Raw genomic sequence first — 20696 nt, 5'->3', positions numbered from 1 at the left:
GAAATTAAAATGTTATTTTACAGAAACTTATAAACAGGAAAGGTGGCTAAAAACAGCCGGATAGCGAATTTCAGGCACAAAAAAAAGCCACCTCGCGGTAGCTTGATTTCACTTAAGAATGCCGAAGGCGGAATCGAACCGGCACGCCCTAAAGCGGTTGATTTTGAATCAACTGCGTCTACCAATTCCGCCACTCCGGCACTGAAGTGTGTTCTCGATAACGGCGTTATTATACGTGTGGTGCCGAGAGGTGCAAGAATTATCATATCATCGGTCTGTTGAGTGATTAAAAATCCATCATTTCAGTAAGATGATGCTTTATTTTACATCCGATACATTTCTGCCCGTTTTTAGCTCTGCGGGTTATTGTCGTTTTATTTATGGAGATTCGTCCCCGGATGAATAGACATCAATACAATTGCTTATATAATCACCCCCGGTTCCTGATAAATGTGAGGTAGATATGGGCTTTGTCGGCTGGATTGCAATGGGTATTTTTATTGGTATCGCCATTGGTATTTTGTTACGTGTCTTCAAAAAATAACTGACTTACATTGATTCTCATATTCTTATGTTTTTATGCTTGCACGGAAGGCTTGTTAAATCATCATGAGTAAATTACACCGTCATATTGTGCGTCTGCTGCCTTTTTCATTATTGGCAATCGCTCTCTCCGCCTGTTCCTCACAGCCTGCGAAGCAAGCTGTTTCGCCCGCAGAACGCCCGCCTCTGGACTGGTCCATTGTTGATAACAGTACAACGCCGCTGAAACTGGCGCCGCAACTGGTGGATGAAATCGGGGAGAAAATTTTCTCAGACACAGACGCCCGCGGTATGTTTATGGTGGTGATTGATAACAAAGAGATTTTTCACCGCAGCTATGGTGAAACCCGTCCGGGTAATGGTGTCAAACCACGGACAGATTCGCTAATCCGTATTGCATCCGTCAGTAAACTGATGACCAGTGAAGTGCTGGTAAAAATGGCGGATGACGGGCTGGTGAATCTGAATGATCCGCTGCAAAAATACACGTACGAGCAGACAAAAGTTCCGGCTTATAACGGCAAGCCTATCCGCCTGTTTCATCTGGCAAGCCACACCAGTATTCTGCCGCGTGAACAGCCCGGCGGGAAATGGGGGCGCCCGGTGTTTACCTGGCCAAACCATGACCAGCGCTGGACATGGCTGAAAACAACAAAACTGACCGCCCAGCCGGGAACGGAAGCCGCCTATTCCAATATTGCGTACGACTTACTGGCAGATGCGCTCGAAAAAGCCGGAAAACGTCCTTATCCTGAGCTGTTCAGACAATATGTTACGCAGCCGGCAAACATGAAAGATACAACTTACAATCCTTCTTCCGCACAATGTAAGCGCCTGATGGTCGGTTTCAAGCCGAGTGATTGTTACAGCACGCTGGCGGCGGTTGGCAGCGGCGGGGTTTATTCCACACCGGCGGATATGCAGAAGTGGATGCAGGGTTTTCTCTCATCCGGACATTCAGCACGCAAAGCAACGGCCTCCAAAGAGCAGACTATCTATTTCAAGCGCGGACATCTTAATGAAATCAAAGGGATGGATGTAGCTGGTGAGGCTGACGGACTGGGGCTGGGCTGGGTGTATCTGGCACCTGTAGGGGATATCCCGGCGATTTACCAGAAAACCGGTGGCGGTGGTGGCTTTAATACCTATATGGCCATGATCCCGGAGAAAAATGTCGGTATCTTTGTGGTAATGACCCGTAAGGATGGCAGTAAATTCAGCCCGTTACCGAATGGTGTCAATGATTTGGTGCGCTCACTGGCGGATTTACATACCCGCGATTTTCTGTGAGAAATGCAGTTCATTGTGAATAAAACAACAACGCCGGTCAGCAAATACTGACCGGCGTTGTTTTATTACGATTACTTTTGTAAAATTGCCGATCCCGGCTACTTACGTTTAATCAGTAAATAAAGGCTGATCGCCAGGAACAGCAGGCTCGGCAACAGTGCGCCGAGGAACGGCGGGAATTTATAGGTCAGGCTCAGAGAGCCGAAAATCTCATTGGAGACATAAAACACAAATCCGCAGGCTATCCCCGTGACAATCCGCACACCCATCGGCACTGAGCGCAGCGGTCCGAAGATAAACGACAGCGCCATCAGCATCATCACTGCCACAGAGAGCGGCGCGAACACTTTTTTCCACATGTTAAGCTGATAACGCCCGGCATCCTGCCCGCTCTGCTGTAAATAATTCACATACTGATATAACCCGCTGATTGACAGTGCTTCCGGGTCCAGCGCCGCCACATTCAGTTTTTCCGGGGTCAGTTTTGTCTGCCAGACCATAGACAACCGCTGCTCGCCGGCAATCACATAGGTATCTTTCAGAACAGATTCCCGGATCTGGTTCAGTGTCCAGGTATTGGTGGCGCTGTCATAGCCCGCGCTCGCGGCATTCATAATCGAGCTGAGTTTGTGTTCATCATTCATCCGGTACAGTGTGATACCGTTGAGCTGGTTTTCACTGTCCACGCGCTGAATATAGATAAAATCATTACCGTCTTTTGCCCACATTCCTTTGTTGGTTGCCAGCAGTGACGCACCGCTTGTCTTCTGAGCGCGGTAGTTCCGCGCCCATTGCTCACCGGAGGGTGCCAGCCATTCGCCGACCACCATCGTGAGGATCACCAGCGGAATAGCGGTTTTCATCACTGAGCTGGCAACCTGCAAACGGCTGTAGCCGGATGCCTGCATCACCACCAGCTCACTGCGTGATGCCAGAGCGCCCAGTCCCATCAGTGCGCCAAGCAACGCCGCCATCGGGAAGAAAATCTGAATATCCTTCGGAATACTCATAATGGTATAAAGCCCGGCATCCAGAGTGGAATACTCTCCCTGCCCGACTTTGCGCAGCTGATCGACAAACTTGATTATCCCTGACAACGACACCAGCATGAACAGCGTCATCATAATGGATTGCAGGATAGTCCGCCCGATGTAGCGGTCAAGCACAAGCACTTTAAACATCAGGCAACTCCCTGAGAACGTGTGAAGCCAAAACGCAGACGGCGTACCGGTGTGGTGTTCCACAGGTTCAGTGCCACAGCCAGTGCCAGATAGCTGAGATTCACCACCCACGGCCAGACAGCCGGGTCCAGCTTACCTTTCTCGCCGCTTGAACGCAGCGAACTCTGTAATAAGAAGAAAATAAGATACAACAGCATCGCAGGCAACATACTCAGCACTCGTCCCTGACGCGGATTCACCTCTGACAGCGGCACCACCATCAGTGCCATCACAATGACAGAGGCGATAAGTGTCAGACGCCAGTGAAATTCTGCGCGGGCAGCATTGTCATTTTCCGGCCACAGTTCAAACAAGGTCATCTGCTGATAATTGCTGTCACCCACTTTTGCACTGCGGTGGTCAACAATCGCCTGATAATCAGAAAAATCCGTAATACGGAAATCCCGCAGGAATGCGGTACCTTCGTAGCGGGTGCCTTTATCAAGCGTAACCACCTGATTACCGTTGGTTTTCTCAGTCATGTGTCCGCTTTCGGCAATCACAATTGACGGGCGTTGTTCATCTTTCGCCCAGAGTTGGGCAATAAAGACATCTTTGAACTCGCTGCCATTCACATCCCCCAGATAAAGCACCATACTGCCGTCATTGGAGGTTTTAAATTGTCCGCCGACCATCGCGGTTACGCCGGGGTTGGCTTTCACTTCTGCCAGAACCTGTTCCTGATACTGAGATGACCACGGAATGAGCCAGACGACATTGACTGCCGCCACGGCTGCGGTAAGGAATGCCAGGATCATAGCGGCTTTTATCAGCACATTATTACCCAGTCCGCAGGCATGCATCACGGTGATTTCACTTTCAGTATACAGCTTGCTGTATGTCATCAGCAGCCCGAGGAAAAGACTCAGCGGCAAAATAAGCTGCGCCATCTCCGGGATACCTAATCCCAGCAATGACAACACGAGCCCGGGCGGAATGCTTCCTTCAACAGCAGCACCCAATACTTCAACCAGTTTCTGACAAAAGAAGATCAACAACAGGATAAACAGAATCGCAATCTGTGCCTTGAGTGTTTCTCTCACTAGATATCTAATAATGATCACGCTTAATACGCCTGTGAAAACTTGTGTTTTTGCATGAAAATAGCTAACTTCGTCTGTGTTGACTATTTGTGTGCATTATTTGCCGGCCTGAGGGTAATTCTGGTATCAAACCACTCTTTTCTTCCTTCCCGTCAGGAAAGAAAGGGAATTTTAGTGCTGTTCAGGACTCATAAAGTGCGCACGTAGCTTATCATAAACTGTTTATAATCGATGGTGCAGATTAGTGCGAACGCTACATTTTAGCGACAGCAGATGTCTTTGTCTTTAAGATTCAGGAGAGCGCATGGAGTTTAGTGTAAAAAGCGGCAGTCCGGAAAAGCAACGCAGTGCTTGTATTGTGGTCGGCATTTTCGAACCGCGTCGTCTGTCCCCGGTTGTGGAACAGCTCGATAAAATCAGCGACGGCTACATCAGTGCTCTGCTGCGCCGCGGCGAGCTGGAGGGCAAGGTCGGGCAGTCTCTGCTTCTGCACCATGTCCCGAATGTCCTGTCCGAGCGTATCCTGTTAATCGGCTGCGGGAAAGAACGCGAGCTGGATGAGCGCCAGTACAAACAGATTATTCAGAAAACCATCAGTACCCTGAACGAAACCGGGTCGATGGAAGCGGTCTGTTTTCTGACTGAGTTGCACGTCAAAGGACGCAACAATTACTGGAAAGTAAGACAAGCTGTTGAAACAGCAAAAGAATCTCTCTATGTCTTTGATCAGCTGAAGAGCAATAAAACCGAATTACGCCGCCCGCTGCGTAAACTGGTCTTCAATGTACCTACCCGCCGTGAGCTACCTGCCGGTGAGAAAGCGATCAGTCATGGTCTGGCAATTTCTGCCGGCATCAAAGCAGCAAAAGATCTGGCGAATATGCCGCCGAACATCTGTAACGCGGCTTACCTCGCGTCGCAGGCGCGTCAGCTGGCAGACAATCATTCATCTGTCCTCAGCACCCGGGTTATCGGCGAAGAGCAGATGAAAGAGCTGGGAATGCTGGCGTATCTGGCGGTCGGTCAGGGGTCACGCAATGAATCACTGATGTCGGTGATTGAGTATAAAGGTAATCCGGACCCGGAAGCTCGTCCGATTGTATTAGTCGGGAAAGGGCTGACGTTCGACTCCGGCGGTATTTCTATCAAACCTGCCGATGGCATGGATGAGATGAAATATGACATGTGCGGCGCAGCGACTGTCTACGGCGTAATGCGGATGGTGGCTGAACTGAGTCTGCCGCTCAATGTGGTCGGGATCCTGGCGGGATGTGAAAATATGCCGGGCAGCAATGCCTATCGCCCGGGAGATATCCTCACCACCATGTCGGGCCAGACTGTCGAAGTTCTCAATACGGATGCAGAAGGCCGCCTGGTACTGTGTGATGCACTGACCTATGTGGAGCGTTTCGAGCCGGAAACCGTAATTGATATCGCGACCCTGACCGGCGCCTGTATGGTCGCACTGGGTAACCATTTCAGTGGTCTGATGGCAAATCACAATCCACTGGCGCACGAACTGCTGAATGCATCTGAACAAGCCGGTGACCGCGCATGGCGACTGCCGCTGGCAGATGAGTTCTACGAGCAAATTGAGTCGAACTTTGCCGACCTCGCCAATACCGGCGGGCGTCTGGGTGGCGCGATTACTGCGGGTTGCTTCCTGTCACGCTTTGCAACGCGCTATAATTGGGCGCACCTGGATATCGCCGGTACGGCATGGCGTTCAGGTAAAAATAAAGGCGCAACAGGTCGTCCGGTTGCACTGCTGGCACAATTCCTGTTAAATCGTGCGGGTATCAGCACCGACGACTGACCGGTATTGCAGGACAGGTCCGGATAAATAAAGGTAACGGGGATTGTGATATTATTGTGCAATCCCCTTTTCTGCTATCAGAGATATTATGAAAAACGCCACCTTCTATCAGATGGAACAGCCATCCCCCTTTGATGACCTTGAAGCCCACGAGTGGCTGACGTGTCAGTTGGCGGGAGAGGCATGGCGCAACGGGAAACGGGTACTTATCGCCTGTGAATCGCAACAGCAGGCTGAAAAACTCGACGAAGCCCTCTGGGCGCGCGAACCAGATGCGTTTGTTCCCCATAATTTAGCAGGTGAAGGGCCGCGTTATGGTGCGCCTGTTGAACTGTGCTGGCCGCAGAAGCGCGGAAATTCGCCGCGTGATTTACTGATTACATTACTGCCGCAGTTCACAGATTTTGCGACAACCTTCCGTGAAGTGATAGACTTTGTGCCTATCGACGAACAATTGAAACAGTTGGCGCGCGAGCGATATAAAATCTATCGCAGCGTCGGCTTTACCCTAACAATGGCCACGCCGCCAACTTACTGATAAACAAAGATTAAAAATGGAAAAAACAACCGACAGCCAACAGACCAACGAACCGTCTCTGGATAAAACGTATAATCCGACGGAAATCGAAGGGCCACTTTACGCGCACTGGGAAAAGAGCGGCTATTTCAAACCGAATGGTGATACAGACAAAGAAAGCTTCTGTATCGTTATTCCGCCGCCGAATGTCACCGGTAATCTGCATATGGGTCACGCGTTCCAGCAAACCATTATGGATACTATGATCCGCTACCAGCGCATGCAGGGTAAAAATACCCTCTGGCAGTCCGGGACTGACCACGCGGGTATCGCGACACAGATGGTTGTTGAGCGCAAGATCGCCGCAGAAGAAGGCAAAACCCGCCATGATTACGGGCGCGAAGGCTTTATTGATAAAATCTGGGAATGGAAAGCTGAATCCGGCGGTAATATCTCTAACCAGATGCGCCGTCTGGGTAACTCTGTGGACTGGGAACGTGAGCGTTTCACCATGGATGAAGGTCTGTCCCGCGCGGTAAAAGAAGCGTTTGTCCGCCTGTATAAAGATAATCTGATCTATCGCGGTAAGCGCCTGGTCAACTGGGATCCGAAACTGCACACCGCGATTTCTGATCTCGAAGTGGAAAACCGCGATGTTAAAGGCTTCATGTGGCATATCCGCTATCCGCTGGCTGATGGTGCAAAAACCGCTGATGGTAAAGATTACCTGGTTGTCGCCACCACCCGTCCGGAAACCATGCTCGGTGATACCGGTGTGGCAGTGAACCCGGAAGATCCGCGTTATAAAGATCTGATCGGCAAAGAAATCATTCTGCCGATCGTCAACCGCCGCATTCCGATCCTCGGCGACGAACACGCAGATATGGAAAAAGGCACCGGTTGTGTGAAAATCACTCCGGCGCATGACTTTAACGACTATGAAGTCGGTAAACGCCACCAGCTCACCATGATTAACATCATGGATTTCGACGGCAACATCCGCACCGAAGCCGAAGTATTTGATACCAATGGTGAAATATCAACAGAGTGCAGCAGTGATATTCCGCAAACGTACCGTGGTATGGAACGTTTTGCCGCCCGTAAAACTATCGTAAAAGAATTTGAATCACTCGGTCTGCTCGAAGAGATCAAACCACATGACCTGACTGTCCCTTACGGCGACCGTGGCGGCGTGGTTATTGAGCCGATGCTGACTGACCAGTGGTATGTGCGCACTGCCCCGCTGGCAAAAGAAGCGATTAAAGCAGTCGAAGACGGCGATATCCAGTTTGTGCCTAAACAGTACGAAAACATGTACTTCTCCTGGATGCGTGATATTCAGGACTGGTGTATCTCCCGTCAGTTGTGGTGGGGTCACCGCATCCCTGCCTGGTATGATAACCAGGGCAATGTGTATGTCGGGCGTGATGAAGATGAAGTCCGCCGTGAAAATAATATCCCGGCGATGGTTGAACTGCGCCAGGATGAAGATGTGCTGGATACCTGGTTCTCCTCCGGTCTGTGGACATTCTCCACACTGGGCTGGCCGGACAACACACCGGAACTGAAAACATTCCATCCGACCAATGTGCTGGTCAGCGGCTTTGACATCATTTTCTTCTGGATTGCCCGCATGATCATGATGACCATGCACTTCATCAAAGATGAAAACGGCAAACCGCAAATTCCGTTCAATACCATCTACATGACGGGTCTTATCCGTGATGATGAAGGTCAGAAAATGTCGAAATCGAAAGGAAACGTACTTGATCCTCTCGATATGATCGACGGTATTTCGCTGCCGGAACTGCTGGAAAAACGCACCGGTAATATGATGCAGCCGCAGATGGCAGAGAAAATTGCCAAACGCACAGAAAAACAGTTCCCGGACGGGATTGAAGCCCACGGTACAGATGCCCTGCGCTTCACCCTGGCGGCACTGGCATCAACCGGGCGTGATATCAACTGGGATATGAAACGTCTGTCCGGTTACCGTAACTTCTGTAACAAGCTGTGGAACGCCAGCCGTTTCGTGCTGATGAATACGGAAGAACAGGATTGCGGTCAGAACGGCGGTGAAATGGAGTTCTCCCTGGCAGACCGCTGGATCCTCGCGGAATATAACAATACCGTGAAAGCCTACCGCGAAGCGCTGGATACTTTCCGTTTCGACCTGGCATCCAACATTCTGTATGAATTCACCTGGAACCAATTCTGTGACTGGTATCTGGAGCTGTCCAAACCGGCTGTTCACAAAGGAACGGACGCCCAAAAACGTGCAGCACGCCATACGCTGATCACGGTTCTGGAATCACTGCTGCGCCTGGCGCATCCGATTATTCCGTTTATCACTGAAACTATCTGGCAGCGCGTGAAAGTAGTGAAAGGCATTGCGGGCGATACTATCATGCTGCAACCGTTCCCTGAATTCGATGCCGCTCAGGTTGATGAACCGGCTCTGCGTGACCTGGAGTGGATCAAAGACACTATCACTGCTATCCGTAATATCCGTGCAGAAATGAATATTGCGCCGGGTAAACCGCTGGAAGTGATGCTTCGTGGCGCAAGTGCAGATGCACAGCGCCGTGTGGCAGAAAACAGCAACTTCCTCAAAGCAATGGCGCGTCTGGATTCCATCCGTATTACGCAAGAGGGTGAAACTGTTCCGGTTTGTGTGACCAAGCTGGTTGAAGGTGCGGAAATCCTGATCCCGATGGCTGATCTTATCAATAAAGAGGACGAACTGGCGCGTCTGGATAAAGAGCAGGAAAAAATGGAGAAGGAAATCGCTTCTATCGAAGGCAAACTGGCGAACGAAGGTTTTGTCAGCCGTGCGCCGGAAGCGGTTGTTGCCAAGGAGCGCGAGCGCCTGGCGGCAAACTATGAAGCAAAAGAAAAACTGATTGCTCAGAAAGCCACAATTGCTGCACTGTGATCCTGTCTGAATGACCTGAAAACCAGTCTCCGGACTGGTTTTTTCTTTTCTGTTCCCGTCTGTTTTACTTCCTGACTATAAAAATAATGAAACAGAGTCAGCGCCGCCTGACACATAATCTATGTTGCTTTTCTGATAGCCATTCCCCGGTAATTACCCTACAGTCATATTTAGTGTGATTAATGTCACATTTTATATCCAGCAATACAGGAGATCAGGATGATCAATGCCATACAGGGAATGACGGTTCCGGAACTGACCGGCACACAGCTCAGAGCACAGGCGCAACAGAATACCGCCGCGTGTCACACACAGCAGGACGAGCAGGAGACTGTACAACAGATGGGTTACAGCGGAGAAAGCCGCAGTCCGCCACTCAGTAAGCAAAAGGGTGCCGTGCTTTATCAGACCGTGGAGGCGATGAAAGATGCGGAGGATGATATCAATATGCCGGATGTAAAATATCTCGGCTGTTCGCCGCTGCGTCCGATGATGCGGGATAACAGTACAGATTCACGCCGTGAACGAAACCTGCCGTCGTCGATACTTTCTGCTGAAAGTGATGATGAGTAAAAAACAAAAAAACCTGCCACGGCAGGTTTTTCAGGGGAACGGATAATCAATGTAATGGTGTTTCGCCGTGACTTTCGTCATCGCCTTCATCATCACCTTCGTCATCTTCTTCACCGTCTTCGTCTTCACCATCAGGATCTTCGAAATACGTGCCCCAGCCGTCGTAATCCACGTCCATCTTTTCAGCCAGACGGGCGAGCTGCTCAACCTGAGCATCAATATGTTCTGCTTTCAGGCCGCACTCACTGATAATGTCGCAGCATAATACAACCTGGCCGCCTTCCACTTCCAGCTCTTCAGCATCAGTCACTTCATAGCCCAGTTTAAAGGCTTCAACTGCTGCTTTTTCTAATTTGTCGTAATCTTCGCTCGAAAAATGGTGCTCAACAGTATACTGCGCATCAGGATCGCTGCCGTCCTCTAATAACTCAGTAATAATTGCGCGGGTTTCTTCACGCTGTTCTTCTAAAAACGCATCTAATTCTGACATGGCCATGCCCTCTGATAAGTGATACCCGCGCATTTTCCCACAGCGGGCGTCATTGAGCCACCCATAAAAAAAAAAGAATTTCAGCTCGTAGTTGCAATTGAATTTTTATTTATTTATATTGAATATAAATTCATCAGAGGAATTACTATGAACCCTTTTTATCAACAATCCTTTCTGCGGTTACTTGACTATAAACCCGCCGATATTGAAAAACTGCTCAATCTTTCTGCTTATCTGAAAAAGGCAAAAAAATCCGGTACTGAAAAGCCATTGATGACAGGTAAAAATATTGCGCTGATTTTCGAGAAAGACTCAACCCGCACCCGCTGTGCTTTTGAAGTGGGTGCTTACGATCAGGGTGCGCGGGTAACTTACCTGGGATCATCCGGCAGCCAGATAGGTCATAAAGAGTCCATTAAAGACACTGCCCGCGTGCTGGGACGGATGTATGACGGTATTCAGTTCCGGGGATATTCACAGAAAGCCGTTGAAGAGCTGGCAAAATATTCCGGTGTTCCGGTCTGGAACGGACTGACGGATGAGTTTCACCCGACACAACTGCTCGCCGATCTGCTGACCATTCAGGAGCATGTGAAAAAACCGCTGTCAGACGTTAAATTTGCATATTTAGGCGATTCCCGTAATAACATGGGAAATACCATTGCAGAGATGGCAGCACTGACCGGGATGGATGTCCGGCTTGTCGCACCACAAAGTTGCTGGCCGTCCGCCTCACTGATTGAAGAGTGCCGTAAGGCCGCAGCACAAACCGGCGGTAAAATCACCCTGACGGAAGATGTCGCCGAAGGCGTGAAAGATGTCGATGTGCTGTATACCGATGTCTGGGTTTCAATGGGCGAGGCGAAAGAAGTCTGGGCGGAGCGCATCAAACTGCTGACGCCGTATCAGGTGAATCAGGATGTGATTACTAAAACACAGAATCCGGATGTGATTTTCCTGCATTGTCTGCCGGCATTCCATGATACCGACACCACCATCGGGCTGGCACTCGCGAAAGAATATGGTTTTACCAATGGTATTGAAGTCACCAATGATGTGTTTGAGTCAAAACACAGTGTGGTGTTTGATCAGGCCGAAAACCGGCTGCATTCGATTAAAGCTATTATGGTGGCATCTCTTTCAAAAGACATAGAATTTTAATTATATCGGGATAATCACAGGTATTTTGCGCAAAAAAAAGTGATGCAAACGCTTGCGTGGAATAACAGATTGCGTATAGAATCTCCCGCAATTTTGTCGGAAGGGGAAAATGTACAGCGTGACTATTTACACCGCTTGCATCGCACAGACGGTGCCGCACAACGCGGCATATCACAGACAGCCACAGCGTGGCGCGGTCTGCGTTCCTCCCGTATTTTTTTTGGAAACCCCTCAATCGAGGGGTTTTTTTTTTGCCTGGCCGAACACGAACATGAGGATACCCCCAATGGCGAATCCGTTATACCTGCGCGATATCATCTCGATTAACGACCTTAACCGCGATGAACTGGAACTGGTATTAAACACAGCCGCAATGCTGAAACAGTGCCCTCAACCTGAATTACTGAAGCACAAAGTGATAGCAAGTTGCTTCTTCGAGGCCTCGACACGCACCCGGCTCTCCTTTGAAACGGCTATCCACCGCCTCGGCGCGTCGGTGGTCGGTTTCTCAGACAGCAGCAACACCTCACTGGGCAAAAAAGGGGAAACGCTGGCAGATACCATGAGTGTGATCAGTCAGTATGCTGATGCCATCGTGATGCGCCACCCGCAAGAAGGTGCGGCGCGCCTGGTGTCTGAATTTTCAGGTACTGTGCCGGTTATCAATGCCGGTGACGGGGCAAACCAGCACCCGACACAAACACTGCTCGACCTCTTTACCATTCAGGAAACCCAGGGACGACTGGAAAACCTGCACATTGCGATGGTCGGAGATCTGAAATACGGACGCACAGTGCATTCACTGGCACAGGCGCTGTCGAAATTCAGCGGCAACCATCTGCATTTTATTGCACCAAAAGCACTGGCGATGCCGGATCATATCCTGCACATGCTGGATGAAAAAGGCGTGGCGTATAGCGAACATAATGCTATCGATGATGTTTTGCCGCAGCTGGATATCCTGTACATGACCCGCGTGCAGAAAGAGCGCCTTGACCCGTCAGAATACGCCAATGTCAAAGCGCAGTTTGTGCTGCGCGCAGCCGATCTGGTGAATGTGAAGCCAAACCTGAAAGTGCTGCACCCGCTGCCGCGCATTGATGAGATATCCCCGGATGTGGATAAAACGCCTTACGCGTACTACTTCCCGCAGGCCGGTAACGGGATTTTTGCCCGTCAGGCGCTGTTATCTCTGGTGTTAAACGAAACTTTCCCGGCATAAGGAGCACATCATGACTCAGGATCATAAATTACTGGTTGAAGCTATCAGATGCGGCACTGTTATCGACCACATCCCGGCACACGTCGGGTTTAAACTGCTCTCATTTTTCCGCCTGACGGAAACAGACAGCCGCATAACCATCGGGCTGAATCTGCCGTCCGGCAATATGGGGCGTAAAGATTTGATTAAGCTGGAAGATACCTTTCTGACGCCGGAGCAGGCAAACCAGCTCGGGTTTTATGCACCGAAAGCCACGATTAATATTATTGAAAATTATCAGGTAGTTAAAAAATTGCCGATTAATCTGCCTGAACGGATAACCGGGGTGATTGTCTGCCCGAACGGGAACTGTATCAGTCACAATGAGCCGGTAGAAAGTAGCTTTACTGTTAAGTCCATTGCGCAGGAAATTGTGTTAACCTGTAAGTATTGTGAGAAAGAATTTGATCACCACGCCATCATTAATAACGGATAAGATAGATCCAGGTCAGTTGCCCGGATATTTCAGACGATTATAATGACCGCGTTTTTAAAAACTTAACAGCAATAATAACCCTACAGGAGTCCGTAATGACTAAAGTAATCGCAACAGAAAACGCACCAGCAGCAATCGGCCCATATGTACAGGCTGTAGACCTGGGTAACATGGTTATGACTTCAGGTCAGATCCCGGTTGACCCTAAAACAGGTCTGGTTGCAGATGACGTTACTGCTCAGGCACGCCAATCTCTGGAAAACATCAAAGCAATCATCGAGAAAGCAGGCCTGAAAGTTGCTGATATCGTGAAAACAACTGTTTTCGTTAAAGATCTGAATGACTTCACTACTGTGAACGCAGCATACGAAGCCTTCTTCAAAGAGAACAACGCAGCGCATTTCCCTGCACGTTCTTGCGTTGAAGTTGCCCGTCTGCCAAAAGACGTGAAATTAGAAATCGAAGCAATCGCAGTCCGTAAATAATTACTGCGCTTTCTGAGAACGACAGTAAAAAAAAGCATCTCTTTCAGAGATGACTTTGAACAGAGCCCCCTGTCAGGGGGCTCTGTCTATTTAACAGGTGCACAGCAACCAAGCACGATAACCGGGCCGGACAATAAGATTTATTATTATCAGCGGTTATCTGATATACACAGAGATATAGAACAAAAAAACACTTCGCATTTGCAGAAACAAATAAATTACACTTCATTAACGTATTCAGTTAACAATCCATAAAACCGCCAACGAAATATATTTTCACTCCGAATACTGAAGGTAGTTCCTACTCTTACAGGAACATTTATATACAAACACGGCCAATTATAGTCTCTTACTTACAAATAAACCACCTACTGTTTGTTTCATAGCCCCGATGATATTTGTCATAATAATACTGCCTTTTACTTTCCATTATTTTTCAATAAAATTTGAATATAGTTCAGGCGTAAATATCAGTAGTGAGTATCGGTACTAATTACCCTCTGTTATAGAATTCATCCCATAACTGACTTTTGAAACTAAAACGTTAATTGAAGGCGGAGAAATGTTAGAAAAAGTAAAGATATCTACGGGGATCCCCCTTATTCTGATCGCATTTCTTTTGATGCAACTTATATCATCATTCTATTTTTTCAGATTTATAAACTCACAGAACGAAATAAATAACACGATGACGATACAATCAGAAAAAAAACCATGTACTCGACCGTGTCTGGATTATATTTTTAGAGAACAGGTCATTACTCAACATCATATCAAAAGGTATAATGAAAGGTGTTTATGAAAACGACACACAAAAAAACAAGCGAATTGATTATGCTGAGGAACAAGTAAAAAAAAACAAAATCTGCCTGGTCAGAATTTAAATCGATTCCGGGTAAATTCGGAAAAAATCTTGAAGTTAATATGAATTCTGCTTTTAATGATTATTATAATGCCCAGCTTGAGTTAATTTATTATTTGCGCAAAAACATGTTAGATGATTTTAACAATCAACCTACCAATGACTATCAAAATACATTCGGTAAATTATATGAAAATTATTATGCCGCAGATGTCATTTATCATGATAAGCTTATTAAAAACAGTAAAAGCAATGAAACATTGATAATATGGATAACAATATTATTACTTGCCAGCATTTGTATTACTATTATTTTAGTCTGGGTCGGCATTCGTCGCTTGCTTATTTTACCTATAGATCATTTTTTGGAAAGCATTCAGCATATTGCAAAAGGTAATCTGATAAAACCGATTCATGTTACAGGGAGTTATGAAATCAAAAAACTATCTGAAACATTGCGTAACATGCAGAGTGAACTTTCCAGAACTGTCGGGGATGTCCGTGATAGTGCCAATGCCATTTACAGCGGTGCCAGTGAGATCTCTGCCGGTAATAACAACCTGTCTGCACGGACAGAAAAACAGGCAGCGTCTCTCGAAGAAACTGCAGCCAGCATGGAAGAACTGACAGCCACCGTGCGTCAGAATGCCGATAATGCCCGTCAGGCAAGCCATCTGGCGTTAACCGCCTCCGAGACCGCAGAACGTGGCGGGAAAGTTGTGGATGATGTCGTGGATACCATGCGCGGCATCGGGAACAGCTCGAAGAAAATTGCCGATATCATCAATGTGATTGACAGTATTGCCTTTCAGACTAACATTCTGGCGCTGAATGCCGCAGTGGAAGCAGCACGGGCGGGCGAGCAGGGCCGCGGATTTGCTGTTGTAGCCGGTGAGGTCCGCAGCCTTGCCCAGCGCAGTGCACAGGCCGCCCGGGAAATCAAAATTCTGATCGGGGATTCGGCCGGCAGAATCGATGCCGGTGCAGTTCTGGTTAAGCGTGCCGGTGAAACGATGGATGAAATTGTCAGCGCCGTTACCCGGGTCACCAATATTATGAATGAGATAACCTCTGCATCGGATGAACAACGCCGCGGGATTGAGCAGATTGGTGTGGCAGTGACGGAAATGGACAGAGTGACACAGCAGGATGCCGCATTAGTTGAGCAATCTGCCGCAGCCGCAGCGTCACTTGAAGAGCAGGCAAGCAGACTGACTCAGGCGGTATCTGTATTTAATATACAGGCCGGAGAACTGAAGACCGGTACTCAAACCCGCACTATGGTGCCGTTACCGCGCTCTGTTCCTGAAAAACCGGTACATGCAAATAATGCCGGAGATGATTGGGAATCATTTTAATGTATATACCCAACGTCATTCAAGATGCAGGCAGGCGGCAAGGGAAGATAGACGGGGAGCATACATAAGTATGTGACCCGGCAGGCGTAGTGCGGCCAACGAACCTGCAGTTTGAATGAATAAGGGTATACATACTGAAACAGATAATAGAATTATTATTTCATTTCATCAGCTGTTGCTGAATTATTTTTACCTCTGACTGCCCATGCTTCATGGGCTTTTTTTTAAAAATATCGCGGTTTAATAAATAAAATCATGAATACCGGGTTTTGAACGATAAATAGTGAAATGACGATTAAATAACCACCTCATCCTACATCCGCAGATTTTCCATTAACTGGTTAAATGAAACCCGTACATTTTTATATGTAATATCCGGTTCATCACTGTGGACTATCCACATTGCGCATTCATATAACCCGCCATTAATAAACAGCGCCAGCACCTGCGGTGAAACCTGCTTTATCAATCCCTTTTCCATCAGATGGGTAAGACGCCGGGTAATTCCCTGCACACACGCCAGTTCATTAGATTTAAGAATGGAATAATCCAGTACTGATGCCGCATCACGAAACATAATACGCTGCACTTCCGGCTCCAGACTCATTGCCAGATAGCCCTGACAGCGCGCCTTGAATGCCTGCCATTCATCCGTTGCTTCTTTTTCTGCCATATCCAGGCGCGCATCCAGTTCCTGATCCAGATTCTGTAATACCGCCAGGAATAAGCCCCGTTTGTCCCCGAAATGATGATAAAGCGCGCCACGGGTAAGACCCGCCTGAGCGGTCAGGTCATCCATCACTGTCGCGGCATAGCCCGCCGTGCCAAACTGCCGCCGGGCAGCAGTAATGAGCTTTGTCCTGGTCTCTTCTATCATCTCTGCGCGTGGTTTATGAACCATCTTGTCACTCCGGGGGTTAACATATTTCATCTGCTCACTATATCACTTTTTAATTGACATACATCGCGTATATCAATAGATTCACATACGCAATGTATGTTAATTACCTATTGAATCGTATTACCGCCGGGTCCGGCGGCAGTGACAAAATATATTTATCCCCCTGACGGCGAAAACGGGCGGATATTCTGTGAGGTTGTTATGTTTAGTTCCTATCGCGTCATCTTTCAGCATCCCGGCTCCCGGGCGTTCTCCGGCGCGGGTTTTGTCGCACGGATGACCGTCGCAATGATGGGGATCGGGATCATTACGATGATTGCGCAGTTGCGTGATTCCTTCTTTATGGCAGGTATCACCGCCGCTGTTTATACCTTTTCTGCTGCTTTCTGTGCGCCGATGATAGCCCGCCTGGTGGATCGCTACGGACAAAGCCGTATTCTGCCCAAAAGCATTATCATCAGCGTGCTCGGCACCATCGCTCTGCTGTTGTGTACTGTTTATGACGCACCGGACTGGGCTATCTGGCTTTCCGCTGTATTCGTCGGGGCAATCCCGAGTATGCCTGCAATGATCCGCGCCCGCTGGACACACATCTATAAAGGCGATCCGCGCCTGCAAACCGCGTATTCATTTGAGTCCGTACTCGATGAAATCAGCTTTATTGTCGGTCCGCCGCTTTCCGTCACACTGAGTATTGCGCTCTTCCCGCAGGCAGGCCCGCTGGTTGCCATTATTTTCCTGGTCGTCGGCACACTCCTGGTGGTCAGCCAGAAACGCACAGAGCCGCCGGTACACAAGCGGGACGGACTGGCAAAAGGCACAGTGCTGCGCCTGCCTGCGATTCAGTTGCTGATGCTGGCACTGCTCGCGCTTGGTGTGATTGTCGGGACAGTCGATGTGCTGGCGGTGGCATTCGCCAATGCGCAGGGATATCCGGAAGGTGCCAGTTATGTTTTATCCGTTTACGCCGCCGGTTCCTGTATTGCCGGGTTTATCTTCGGCGCTGTCCGCCTGCCGTTCAGTTATACAAAACAATTTGTCTTCACGGCGGCGGCAACGCTGTTAACCACTCTGCCGCTGCTGCTGGTCACTGATCTTACCGGGCTGGGGCTGACTATGTTTGTCGCCGGTTTCTTCTTCTCACCGACCATGATCCTGGCTATCGGGTTTGTCGAGCGGGAAGCGCCGCCTAACATGCTGACAGAAGGCTTTACCTGGCTTATCACCGGGCTGGCGGTCGGGGTTGCTCTCGGCTCTGCCGGTGTCGGGATGATCATTGATACTTATGGTATCGATACCGGCTTCTTACTTGCTATCGGTGCCGGTGTCAGTGTCCTGCTCATTGCTGTTGCCGGTTATGTTTTCGTCTTCAAAAATGATAAAAACACCGGCTATAAGTAACATAAATAACTTTTAGCATAATCTTTGTAACCAGACCGCACATTTTTACACTTCACCGGAGTGTGCGGTTTCTCTGATGTCACCGAAATTCTTTGACACAGGTCAATTTTAAGCGCCTTATTCCGGAGGAAATCTATATCTAGTGCTATATAATACAAAGCACACAAGATGTAGTATTTATTCACAGTGTTATCCACACCCCCCAAGAGAGGCATTATTGCTGGCTTTTGCCTGTGGATAACCAAATTTCCGGAGAGAAGCAAAGTGCACACTATCGTGATTAAGCGTGATGGATGTCAGGTCAATTTTGATGAATCGCGCATCCGGGATGCCATTAAAAAAGCAGCTGAAGCCGCGCAAATTAATGATAATGACTACTGCTCTCAGGTGGCGTCTCATGTCACTTCGTTAATGAAAAACCGGGAAAATGTTGATATCCGTGAAATTCAGGACGCGGTTGAAAATCAGTTAATGTCAGGTGATTACAAAGAGTTAGCAAGAACCTACATCGAATACCGCCATGATCGTGATGTCGAGCGTGAGCTGCGTGGACGTCTGAATAATGAGATCCGCGGGCTGGTCGAGCAAAGTGATATGTCCATTCTCAATGAGAATGCTAATAAAGACAGCAAAGTTATTCCGACACAGCGCGACCTGCTGGCGGGCATTGTGGCTAAACACTATGCAAAACAGCACATTTTACCGCGTGATGTTGTAATTTCACACGAACGTGGTGAAATCCACTATCACGATCTGGATTACGCGCCATTCTTTCCGATGTTTAACTGTATGCTGATCGATTTAAAAGGCATGCTGACTCATGGCTTTAAAATGGGTAACGCCGAGATAGAGCAGCCTAAGTCCATCTCTACCGCGACTGCGGTAACAGCACAAATTATCGCGCAGGTTGCCAGCCATATTTACGGCGGCACCACCATTAACCGGATTGATGAAATTCTGGCTCCATTTGTCGCCGCCAGCTACAACAAACATCTGAAAACGGCTGAAGAATGGCAAATTCCTGATGCAAAAGGTTACGCCGATTCCCGCACCGAAAAAGAGTGCTATGACGCCTTTCAGTCACTGGAATATGAAGTCAACACCCTGCACACGGCCAACGGACAAACCCCGTTTGTCACCTTTGGTTTCGGGCTGGGAACCTCCAAAGAATCCCGTATGATCCAACAGGCGATTTTGCGCAACCGTATTGCCGGGCTGGGTAAAAATCATAAAACAGCGGTCTTCCCGAAACTGGTGTTTGCCATTAAAAAAGGGCTGAATCATCAGTACGGCGACCCGAATTATGACATCAAACGCCTTGCATTAGAGTGCGCCAGCAAGCGCATGTATCCGGATATTCTGAACTACGACCAGGTCGTAAAAGTGACCGGTTCGTTTAAAACGCCGATGGGCTGCCGCAGTTTCCTCGGTGTATACGAAGAGAACGGCGAACAAATTCATGATGGTCGTAATAACCTCGGGGTTATCAGCCTGAACCTGCCGCGTATTGCGATTGAAGCGCACACCGACGTAGAACAGTTCTGGACGCTGCTGGATGAACGCCTGCTGATTGCCAAAAAAGCACTGATGACCCGAATTGCCCGGCTGGAAAATGTCAAAGCCCGCGTCGCGCCTATCCTGTATATGGAAGGCGCCTGCGGCGTGCGGCTGAAAGCGGATGACTCCGTAACAGAGATCTTTAAAAACGGTCGCGCATCCATTTCCCTGGGTTATATCGGCATCCACGAAACCATTAATGCGCTGGCGGGTACCGATACCCACATGTATGACGACGAGCAGCAGCGCGCGCTGGGTGTGGCTATTATTGAACGTTTACGCCGTGCGACAGATGAATGGAAAACAGAAACCGGCTACGCCTTCAGTCTGTACAGCACACCAAGTGAGAATCTGTGCGATCGCTTCTGCCGTCTGGATACCGCTGAGTTCGGCGTAATCCCGGGCGTGACAGACAAAGGCTATTACACCAACAGCTTCCATCTTGATGTTGAGAAAAAAGTTAATCCGTACGACAAACTGGATTTTGAAGCCCCGTATCCGCCACTGGCGAACGGCGGTTTTATCTGTTACGGCGAATACCCGAACCTTCAGCACAACCTGAAAGCCCTGGAAGATGTCTGGGACTACAGTTATGACCGCGTTCCGTATTATGGCACCAACACACCGATTGATGAGTGTTATGAATGTGGCTTTAACGGGGAATTTAACTGTACCAGCAAAGGGTTTGTCTGCCCGAAATGCGGCAACCATGATGCCGCCCGCGTGTCTGTGATCCGCCGTGTCTGCGGTTATCTCGGCAGCCCGGATGCACGTCCGTTCAATGCCGGGAAGCAGGAAGAAGTAAAACGCCGCGTGAAACATCTGTCAAACGGGCAGTTAGGCTGAG

General features: G+C 48.7%; 15 protein-coding genes, 1 tRNA gene and 1 pseudogene. 12 read left to right on the top strand and 5 right to left on the bottom strand.

What is annotated here, in order from left to right:
• Positions 1 to 119: 119 nt before the first annotated feature.
• Positions 120 to 200 (bottom strand) — tRNA-Leu (locus tag AYY16_RS10820).
• Positions 201 to 609: 409 nt separating this feature from the next.
• Between AYY16_RS10820 and ampH the strand changes: the two genes are divergently transcribed.
• Positions 610 to 1833, top strand: a complete 1224-nt coding sequence (gene ampH, locus AYY16_RS10815) for a D-alanyl-D-alanine-carboxypeptidase/endopeptidase AmpH (RefSeq protein ID WP_067366137.1) — start codon at positions 610 to 612, stop codon at positions 1831 to 1833.
• A gap of 98 nt (positions 1834 to 1931) precedes the next feature.
• On the opposite strand, the gene lptG is transcribed toward ampH, so the two are convergent.
• Entirely contained in the window at positions 1932 to 3014 is a 1083-nt protein-coding gene (gene lptG / locus AYY16_RS10810) for an LPS export ABC transporter permease LptG (protein ID WP_067366134.1), read from the bottom strand.
• Positions 3014 to 4117, bottom strand: a complete 1104-nt coding sequence (gene lptF, locus AYY16_RS10805; RefSeq protein ID WP_067366131.1) for an LPS export ABC transporter permease LptF — start codon at positions 4115 to 4117, stop codon at positions 3014 to 3016. Before lptF ends, lptG begins: the two co-directional genes overlap by 1 nt.
• 283 nt (positions 4118 to 4400) lie before the next feature.
• Between lptF and pepA the strand changes: the two genes are divergently transcribed.
• The 4 genes from pepA (at position 4401) to AYY16_RS10785 (ending at position 9937) form a co-directional block, all read left to right on the top strand.
• Entirely contained in the window at positions 4401 to 5912 is a 1512-nt protein-coding gene (pepA, locus tag AYY16_RS10800; protein WP_067366128.1) for a leucyl aminopeptidase, read from the top strand.
• Positions 5913 to 6000: 88 nt separating this feature from the next.
• A complete protein-coding gene (locus AYY16_RS10795) occupies positions 6001 to 6450 on the top strand; it encodes a DNA polymerase III subunit chi (RefSeq protein WP_067366125.1) in 450 nt (149 codons plus the stop codon).
• 58 nt (positions 6451 to 6508) lie between these two features.
• Positions 6509 to 9364, top strand: coding sequence for a valine--tRNA ligase (locus AYY16_RS10790; protein ID WP_150384949.1), 2856 nt, complete (start codon positions 6509 to 6511; stop codon positions 9362 to 9364).
• A 219-nt stretch (positions 9365 to 9583) separates the two neighbouring features.
• Positions 9584 to 9937 carry a hypothetical protein gene (locus AYY16_RS10785; RefSeq protein WP_067366119.1) on the top strand — a complete coding sequence of 118 codons (354 nt, stop codon included), beginning with the start codon at positions 9584 to 9586 and terminating at the stop codon, positions 9935 to 9937.
• Positions 9938 to 9983: 46 nt separating this feature from the next.
• On the opposite strand, the gene rraB is transcribed toward AYY16_RS10785, so the two are convergent.
• On the bottom strand, positions 9984 to 10433 hold the full coding sequence (rraB, locus tag AYY16_RS10780) for a ribonuclease E inhibitor RraB (RefSeq protein ID WP_067367229.1): 450 nt from the start codon (positions 10431 to 10433) through the stop codon (positions 9984 to 9986).
• Between the two features lie 141 nt (positions 10434 to 10574).
• On the opposite strand from rraB, the gene argF reads away from it, so the two are divergent.
• The 5 genes and pseudogenes from argF to AYY16_RS10755 all read left to right on the top strand — a co-directional run.
• Positions 10575 to 11588 (top strand): ornithine carbamoyltransferase, encoded by a 1014-nt coding sequence (gene argF / locus AYY16_RS10775; RefSeq protein ID WP_067367227.1) that lies wholly within the window; start codon positions 10575 to 10577, stop codon positions 11586 to 11588.
• Positions 11589 to 11874: 286 nt separating this feature from the next.
• Positions 11875 to 12810, top strand: coding sequence for an aspartate carbamoyltransferase (gene pyrB, locus AYY16_RS10770; protein ID WP_067366116.1), 936 nt, complete (start codon positions 11875 to 11877; stop codon positions 12808 to 12810).
• Positions 12811 to 12820: 10 nt separating this feature from the next.
• Positions 12821 to 13285, top strand: coding sequence for an aspartate carbamoyltransferase regulatory subunit (pyrI, locus tag AYY16_RS10765; RefSeq protein WP_067366113.1), 465 nt, complete (start codon positions 12821 to 12823; stop codon positions 13283 to 13285).
• A 95-nt stretch (positions 13286 to 13380) separates the two neighbouring features.
• On the top strand, positions 13381 to 13770 hold the full coding sequence (gene ridA, locus AYY16_RS10760; RefSeq protein ID WP_067366111.1) for a 2-iminobutanoate/2-iminopropanoate deaminase: 390 nt from the start codon (positions 13381 to 13383) through the stop codon (positions 13768 to 13770).
• A gap of 1170 nt (positions 13771 to 14940) precedes the next feature.
• A pseudogene (locus AYY16_RS10755) lies at positions 14941 to 15990 on the top strand (methyl-accepting chemotaxis protein); the annotation flags it as partial.
• Between the two features lie 313 nt (positions 15991 to 16303).
• Here AYY16_RS10755 and AYY16_RS21430 read toward each other — a convergent pair.
• A complete protein-coding gene (locus AYY16_RS21430) occupies positions 16304 to 16891 on the bottom strand; it encodes a TetR/AcrR family transcriptional regulator (RefSeq protein ID WP_067366105.1) in 588 nt (195 codons plus the stop codon).
• Positions 16892 to 17092: 201 nt separating this feature from the next.
• Here AYY16_RS21430 and AYY16_RS10745 point away from each other — a divergent pair, with 201 nt between their 5' ends.
• Complete coding sequence (locus AYY16_RS10745; RefSeq protein WP_067367224.1) at positions 17093 to 18292, top strand: MFS transporter; 1200 nt, start codon at positions 17093 to 17095, stop codon at positions 18290 to 18292.
• 264 nt (positions 18293 to 18556) lie between these two features.
• Positions 18557 to 20695 (top strand): anaerobic ribonucleoside-triphosphate reductase, encoded by a 2139-nt coding sequence (gene nrdD, locus AYY16_RS10735; protein WP_067366099.1) that lies wholly within the window; start codon positions 18557 to 18559, stop codon positions 20693 to 20695.
• Position 20696 lies beyond the last annotated feature (1 nt).

Origin of the sequence: Morganella psychrotolerans (assembly GCF_001676155.1) — a bacterium.
Lineage (GTDB): Bacteria > Pseudomonadota > Gammaproteobacteria > Enterobacterales > Enterobacteriaceae > Morganella > Morganella psychrotolerans.
This window is presented reverse-complemented; position numbering and strand designations above follow the sequence as displayed.

What these genes read in the sequence shown, in the direction of transcription:
- ampH (WP_067366137.1), top strand. Translation starts at nt 610, where the DNA reads ATGAGTAAATTACACCGTCATATTGTGCGTCTGCTGCCTTTTTCATTA.
- lptG (WP_067366134.1), bottom strand. Translation starts at nt 3,014, where the DNA reads ATGTTTAAAGTGCTTGTGCTTGACCGCTACATCGGGCGGACTATCCTG.
- pepA (WP_067366128.1), top strand. Translation starts at nt 4,401, where the DNA reads ATGGAGTTTAGTGTAAAAAGCGGCAGTCCGGAAAAGCAACGCAGTGCT.
- AYY16_RS10795 (WP_067366125.1), top strand. Translation starts at nt 6,001, where the DNA reads ATGAAAAACGCCACCTTCTATCAGATGGAACAGCCATCCCCCTTTGAT.
- AYY16_RS10785 (WP_067366119.1), top strand. Translation starts at nt 9,584, where the DNA reads ATGATCAATGCCATACAGGGAATGACGGTTCCGGAACTGACCGGCACA.
- rraB (WP_067367229.1), bottom strand. Translation starts at nt 10,433, where the DNA reads ATGGCCATGTCAGAATTAGATGCGTTTTTAGAAGAACAGCGTGAAGAA.
- argF (WP_067367227.1), top strand. Translation starts at nt 10,575, where the DNA reads ATGAACCCTTTTTATCAACAATCCTTTCTGCGGTTACTTGACTATAAA.
- pyrB (WP_067366116.1), top strand. Translation starts at nt 11,875, where the DNA reads ATGGCGAATCCGTTATACCTGCGCGATATCATCTCGATTAACGACCTT.
- pyrI (WP_067366113.1), top strand. Translation starts at nt 12,821, where the DNA reads ATGACTCAGGATCATAAATTACTGGTTGAAGCTATCAGATGCGGCACT.
- ridA (WP_067366111.1), top strand. Translation starts at nt 13,381, where the DNA reads ATGACTAAAGTAATCGCAACAGAAAACGCACCAGCAGCAATCGGCCCA.
- AYY16_RS21430 (WP_067366105.1), bottom strand. Translation starts at nt 16,891, where the DNA reads ATGGTTCATAAACCACGCGCAGAGATGATAGAAGAGACCAGGACAAAG.
- AYY16_RS10745 (WP_067367224.1), top strand. Translation starts at nt 17,093, where the DNA reads ATGTTTAGTTCCTATCGCGTCATCTTTCAGCATCCCGGCTCCCGGGCG.